Annotated in this window: 7 protein-coding genes; 5 read left to right on the forward strand and 2 right to left on the reverse strand. The window is 60.3% G+C overall.

The features are described from left to right. The 3 genes from ADK28_RS32740 to tcdA all read left to right on the forward strand — a co-directional run. Window positions 1-219 (forward strand): hypothetical protein (locus ADK28_RS32740; protein WP_048796048.1); only part of this gene is annotated, 219 nt, incomplete at its 5' end. 26 nt (window positions 220-245) lie between these two features. Then, window positions 246-1,382 (forward strand): murein transglycosylase A, encoded by a 1,137-nt coding sequence (gene mltA / locus ADK28_RS15650; protein ID WP_016929908.1) that lies wholly within the window; start codon window positions 246-248, stop codon window positions 1,380-1,382. An 84-nt stretch (window positions 1,383-1,466) separates the two neighbouring features. Continuing rightward, window positions 1,467-2,273 (forward strand): tRNA cyclic N6-threonylcarbamoyladenosine(37) synthase TcdA, encoded by an 807-nt coding sequence (tcdA, locus tag ADK28_RS15655; protein WP_048796049.1) that lies wholly within the window; start codon window positions 1,467-1,469, stop codon window positions 2,271-2,273. On the opposite strand, the gene csdE is transcribed toward tcdA, so the two are convergent. Both csdE and csdA read right to left on the reverse strand, forming a co-directional pair. Continuing rightward, window positions 2,264-2,698, reverse strand: a complete 435-nt coding sequence (gene csdE / locus ADK28_RS15660; RefSeq protein ID WP_016929906.1) for a cysteine desulfurase sulfur acceptor subunit CsdE — start codon at window positions 2,696-2,698, stop codon at window positions 2,264-2,266. The two genes, tcdA and csdE, sit on opposite strands and share 10 nt — an antisense overlap. Before the next feature lie 19 nt (window positions 2,699-2,717). Next, window positions 2,718-3,923, reverse strand: a complete 1,206-nt coding sequence (csdA, locus tag ADK28_RS15665; protein WP_048796050.1) for a cysteine desulfurase CsdA — start codon at window positions 3,921-3,923, stop codon at window positions 2,718-2,720. A gap of 196 nt (window positions 3,924-4,119) precedes the next feature. Here csdA and ADK28_RS15670 point away from each other — a divergent pair, with 196 nt between their 5' ends. Together ADK28_RS15670 and ADK28_RS15675 are read left to right on the forward strand one after the other, a co-directional pair. After that, the gene (locus ADK28_RS15670; RefSeq protein ID WP_028127531.1) at window positions 4,120-4,344 is read left to right on the forward strand and encodes a YgdI/YgdR family lipoprotein; all 225 of its coding nucleotides are present in this window, start codon (window positions 4,120-4,122) and stop codon (window positions 4,342-4,344) included. 385 nt (window positions 4,345-4,729) lie between these two features. Then, a partial coding sequence (locus ADK28_RS15675) for a LysR family transcriptional regulator (RefSeq protein WP_048796051.1) occupies window positions 4,730-5,183 on the forward strand: 454 nt, incomplete at its 3' end.

Here is a 5,183-nt window from a genome sequence, read left to right on the forward strand (position 1 = left end):
GACGAGCTACCAGGCTGCTCCACCCCGCGTCCGATGGATGCGCACTATACTCTCCATGCGTTTTGTTGCAAACCCTTTTTGCATTTTATTGGCCTAAACCCGTTTTTCTGCTGGATTTGCCCGCAATTTGCCTTCTTTTTCATCACCATCCTCCGGGCGGCTTTTTTTATTTGCAGCGATTCCTTTATCAATGAGCGTTTGTTATCGTTCAGCCGGTAGATCATATCAGTTTGAGAGTGTGCGCGATGAAAGGACGTTGGGGCAAATACCTGCTGGGCGGGTTGATGGTGGCGGTGTTGGCGGGCTGTTCGTCCAAGCCGACCGATCGGGGTCAGCAATATAAGGACGGCCGTCTGGATCAATCGCTGGAGCTGGTCAATCAGCCCAACGCCAAAGGTTCGCCGGTCAACGCCAAGGATTACTCGGATCAGCTGATGGAGATCAAGTACGCGTCGCCTTCGCTGTTTAACCGCAACAACAGCACCTATCAGGCGGTGCAAAGCTGGATGGCGTCTGGCGCCGACACGCGCATGCTGAGCCAGTACGGCCTCAGCGCTTACCAGATGGAAGGCGTCGACAATTACGGCAACGTGCAGTTTACCGGCTACTATACGCCGGTGGTGCAGGCGCGCTATACCCAACAGGGCGAGTTCCGCTATCCGCTGTACCGCATGCCGCCGAAGGGCAGGGGGCGCTTGCCGGATCGCGCGGGCATCTATTCCGGCGCGCTCGACGATCGCTATATCATCGCTTACACCAACTCGCTGATGGACAACTTCATGATGGAAGTCCAGGGCAGCGGCTATGTCGACTACGGCAACGGCCAGCCGCTGGTGTTCTTCGGCTACGGCGGCAAGAACGGCCATGCCTATCGCAGCATCGGCAAGGTGCTGATCGATCGTGGCGAAGTGGCCAAGGCGGACATGTCGATGCAGGCGATCCGTCAGTGGGCGGATACCCACAGCGCCGCAGAGGTGCGTGAGCTGCTGGAGCAGAACCCGTCGTTCGTGTTCTTCCGTCCGGAAGCTTTTGCGCCGGTGAAGGGCGCCAGCGCGGTGCCGCTGATCGCCAAAGCTTCGGTGGCTTCCGACCGTTCGCTGATCCCGGCTGGCACTACGCTGCTGGCCGAAGTGCCGCTGCTGGACAACAAGGGTAAATTCACGGGAAAATACGAGATGCGTCTGATGGTCGCGCTCGACGTGGGCGGCGCCATCAAGGGCCAGCATTTTGACATGTATCAGGGCATCGGGCCGGAAGCTGGCCACTCGGCGGGGTACTACAACCACTACGGCCGCGTCTGGGTGCTGAAGAACAACGGCGGTGGCCAGCTGTTCAGCGCCAATCAGTCAAACCGCGGCGGTTCGTTGCTGGCCACCCGCTAAACGCATACGGCGTGAAAAGATTGACCCGCAAGGGCCGGATTTTCCGGCCCTTATCATTTGCATTATGAAGGTAATTAAAGCGTTATGAGCACAGCTTATTCGGAAGCCTATCTGCAGCGTTTCGGCGGCACGGCGCGGTTGTACGGCCAGCAGGCGCTGGCGGTGTTCGCGCAGGCGCACGTCTGCGTGATCGGCATCGGCGGCGTGGGTTCCTGGGCGGCTGAGGCGCTGGCGCGCACCGGCATCGGCGCCATTACCCTGATCGACATGGATGATGTTTGCGTCACCAATACCAACCGCCAGATCCACGCGCTGCGCCAGCACGTCGGGCAATCGAAAACCGAGGTGATGGCGGAGCGTATCCTGGCGATTAATCCGGAATGCCGGGTGACCTGCATCGACGATTTCATCACCCCGGAAAATGTCGCCGAGCTGCTGGACCATAACTTCAGCTACGTCATCGACGCGATCGACAGCGTGCGGCCGAAGGCGGCGCTGCTGTCATACTGCCGCCGATTCAAGATCCCGGTGGTGACCACCGGCGGCGCCGGCGGGCAGATTGACCCGACCAAAATTGAAGTGGCCGATCTGGCCAAAACCATCCAGGATCCGCTGGCCGCCAAGCTGCGCGAGCGGCTGAAGCACGATTTCAACGTGGTGAAAAACGGCAAGGGCAAGCTGGGCATCGACTGCGTCTTCTCCAGCGAACCGCTGGTTTATCCGCAGCCGGACGGCTCGGTATGCGCTTCGCGCAGCACGGCGGAAGGGCCAAAAAGAATGGATTGCAGCGCGGGGTTCGGCGCAGCGACCATGGTCACCGCCACCTTCGGCTTCGTCGCCGTGTCGCACGCGCTGAAAAAGATGCTGGCGAAGGCGGCGCGTCAGGCGTAACGGGCGGCGATCGCCTGCACGGCGGCGGCCAACGCCGCCAGGCCGCTGGCGCGGGTGGCGCTCAGCTGCGCGCGCAATGCCAGGCGGTCGAACAACGCCAGCGGATCCAATGCGGCGATCTGCGGCGGCGTTTTCCCTTCCACTTCGGTCAGCAGCACCGCCAGCAGGCCGCGCACGATGCGGCCTTCGCTGTCGCCATAGAAATGCAGCGTGCCGTCTTCCAGTAACTGGTGCCCCAGCCAGACGCGGTTTTCACAACCGCTCAATTCCATTTCTTCACTGCGCAAGGCCTCCGGCAGCGGCGGCAGCCGTTTTGCGAGCATAATCAGCTGGCGGTAGCGGTCTTCCCACTGTTTCAGCGCGCTGAAGGTGGCGATCAAGGCTTCGGCGGTGATCTCTCGGCCAAAAGGATGGGGGGCGAGCATAGCGTCTCCGGGAGTCAAGTCAGTCGGCCAGCAGATCGAGGGCGTGAGTCAACGCGCTGACCAGCGTATCGACGTCCTGTTGCGTATTGTAGGGGGCGAACGACGCGCGCAGCGTGCCGCTGACGCCTAACGCCGCCATCAGCGGTTGCGCGCAGTGCTGGCCGGCGCGCAGCGCAATGCCTTGCTCCGCCAGCAGCGTGACGATGTCGCTGTGGTGTACGCCGGCGATGTCGAACGCCAGCAGGCTGGAGCCGGAGCTGCGGAAGCTGCGAAAGCCCGGCAGCTGCGCCAACCGTTGTTCCGCCTGGTCCGCCAGCTCGCGGCTGTAGCGCTCCGCCGCCGCTATGTCCTGTTCGCTGAGCCAGGTGAGCGCGGCGGCCAGCCCCAGCACGCCGGCGATGTTTGGCGTGCCGGCTTCGAAGCAGTGCGGCGGCTTTTGCGGGGTAAAGCCGTCGAACGATGCCTGGGTCAGCATCTTGCCGCCGCCTTGCCACGGGGCCATCTGCGCCAGCAGCTCGGCTTTGCCGTACAGCGCGCCGATGCCGGTCGGGCCATACAGCTTGTGGCCGGAGAAGGCGTAGAAATCGATGTCGAGTCGCTGTACGTCGGCCGGGCCGTGAACCACGCCCTGGGCGCCGTCGATCATCACGCGCGCGCCGGCGGCATGGGCCAGCGCGATAGCCGGCGCCAGATCCGGGCAACCGCCGGTGACGTTGGACATTTGCCCCAGCGCCAACAGGCGGGTTTTGTCGTTTAGCAGGGCGGGCAGCTGCGTCAAATCCGGCAACCGATCGGCGCCGATCGGCAGTTTCACCACCCGCGCGCCGGTTTGTTCCGCCACCATCAGCCAGGGGATCAGGTTGGCGTGGTGTTCCGCTTCGCTCACCAGAATTTCGTCGCCTGGCTGCAGACGCGGGCGCAGGTAGCTCTGCGCCACCAGGTTGATCGCCTCGGTGGTGCCGCGCGTCCAGACGATGTCGTCGGCCGACGGCGCATGGATCAGTTGCGCCACCTGGCCGCGCGCCTGCTCGAAGCGGGCGGTCAGATCCTGCGCCGCACGATGCTGGCTGCGGTGCACGGTGGCGGCGTCATCGCGATAAAATTGCTGCGTGGCGTCGATCACCGCCTGCGGTTTCAATGCGGTGGCGGCGCTGTCCAGATAGATACCGTCCTGCGCGAGCGCGGGAAACTGTTGGCGAAAAAGGCTGGGATTAAAAGGCGTCATACCCTGATTGTCACTGGCTTGAGTCGATGGGTGATCCTGTCCTATTTTGCCGCCGGAGACAAGCGATCCTGCCTATTAGGACTTATCGCCTGGCAAAACTGAGAAAGCTTGTTATGCTATTAAATGTGCGCTTATTAATCGCATTTATACACACAAAAGGTATTTATCAGCATTTAAAACTACAAAGGAGTCCTCAATGAAGAAAACAGCCGCAGTTCTCTCTGCCCTGATGCTTACGTTCACCCTGGCCGCCTGTTCCAGCAACTACGTGATGCATACCAATGACGGACGCACCATTGTTGCTGACGGCAAGCCTAAAGTGGATAACGATACCGGCATGATCAGCTATAAAGACGCCAACGGCGTCGAGCAACAGATCAACCGCGCCGATGTGAAAGAGATGGTTGAAAGCGACCAATAAGCGTCAGGCAAAAAAAAGCACCGCAAGTTTTGCGGTGCTGCATAAAATCACTATGGACAGACAGGGTAAATGTACAGGAAGTGAAAAAACAGTAGCCTAGCTACCATGTCCGGAATCGCCGGACAATTTGCAAACACAACATCACAACCACAAGCCAAAAGTTCATCGGCGTCCTCGACACCCACTCCCTTTTCGTTCCGGCCCGGGAAGTGCCGCCACTATAGGTATTTGCTGGCGCATCCTCAACGGACAAATTATAATGGCTCGGATAAAAAAAACTAATGGCAATACGCCGTTAGCGTTTACCGATGGCTTGCCACGCAAAGCCGCCCGATTTTCGGCGCCGAATCATTCGGATTAATGTTACACAAAAGTAGCTAATTTAATGTCTAAACGCTTACCTCCCCTCAATGCGCTGCGCGTGTTCGATGCGGCCGCTCGCCACCTGAGTTTCACCAAGGCGGCGGAAGAGCTGTTCGTGACCCAGGCCGCGGTGAGCCACCAGATCAAGTCGCTGGAGGACTTCCTCGGGCTGAAGCTGTTTCGTCGGCGCAACCGCTCGCTGCTGCTGACCGAAGAGGGGCAAAGTTACTACCTCGATATCAAGGAGATCTTCTCTTCGATCAACGAGGCGACGCGCAAGCTGCAGGCGCGCAGCGCCAAGGGGGCATTAACCGTCAGTCTGCCGCCGAGCTTCGCCATTCAGTGGTTGGTGCCGCGCCTTTCCGGCTTTAACTCAGCTTATCCGGGGATCGATGTGCGCATCCAGGCGGTGGACCGCGAAGAAGACAAGCTGGCGGACGACGTCGATGTGGCGATTTTCTACGGCCGCGGCAATT

Origin of the sequence: Serratia sp. 506_PEND (assembly GCF_001076875.1) — a bacterium.
In the GTDB taxonomy this organism is placed as follows: Bacteria; Pseudomonadota; Gammaproteobacteria; order Enterobacterales; family Enterobacteriaceae; genus Serratia; species Serratia marcescens.

What these genes read in the sequence shown, in the direction of transcription:
- mltA (WP_016929908.1), top strand. Translation starts at nt 246, where the DNA reads ATGAAAGGACGTTGGGGCAAATACCTGCTGGGCGGGTTGATGGTGGCG.
- tcdA (WP_048796049.1), top strand. Translation starts at nt 1,467, where the DNA reads ATGAGCACAGCTTATTCGGAAGCCTATCTGCAGCGTTTCGGCGGCACG.
- csdE (WP_016929906.1), bottom strand. Translation starts at nt 2,698, where the DNA reads ATGCTCGCCCCCCATCCTTTTGGCCGAGAGATCACCGCCGAAGCCTTG.
- csdA (WP_048796050.1), bottom strand. Translation starts at nt 3,923, where the DNA reads ATGACGCCTTTTAATCCCAGCCTTTTTCGCCAACAGTTTCCCGCGCTC.
- ADK28_RS15670 (WP_028127531.1), top strand. Translation starts at nt 4,120, where the DNA reads ATGAAGAAAACAGCCGCAGTTCTCTCTGCCCTGATGCTTACGTTCACC.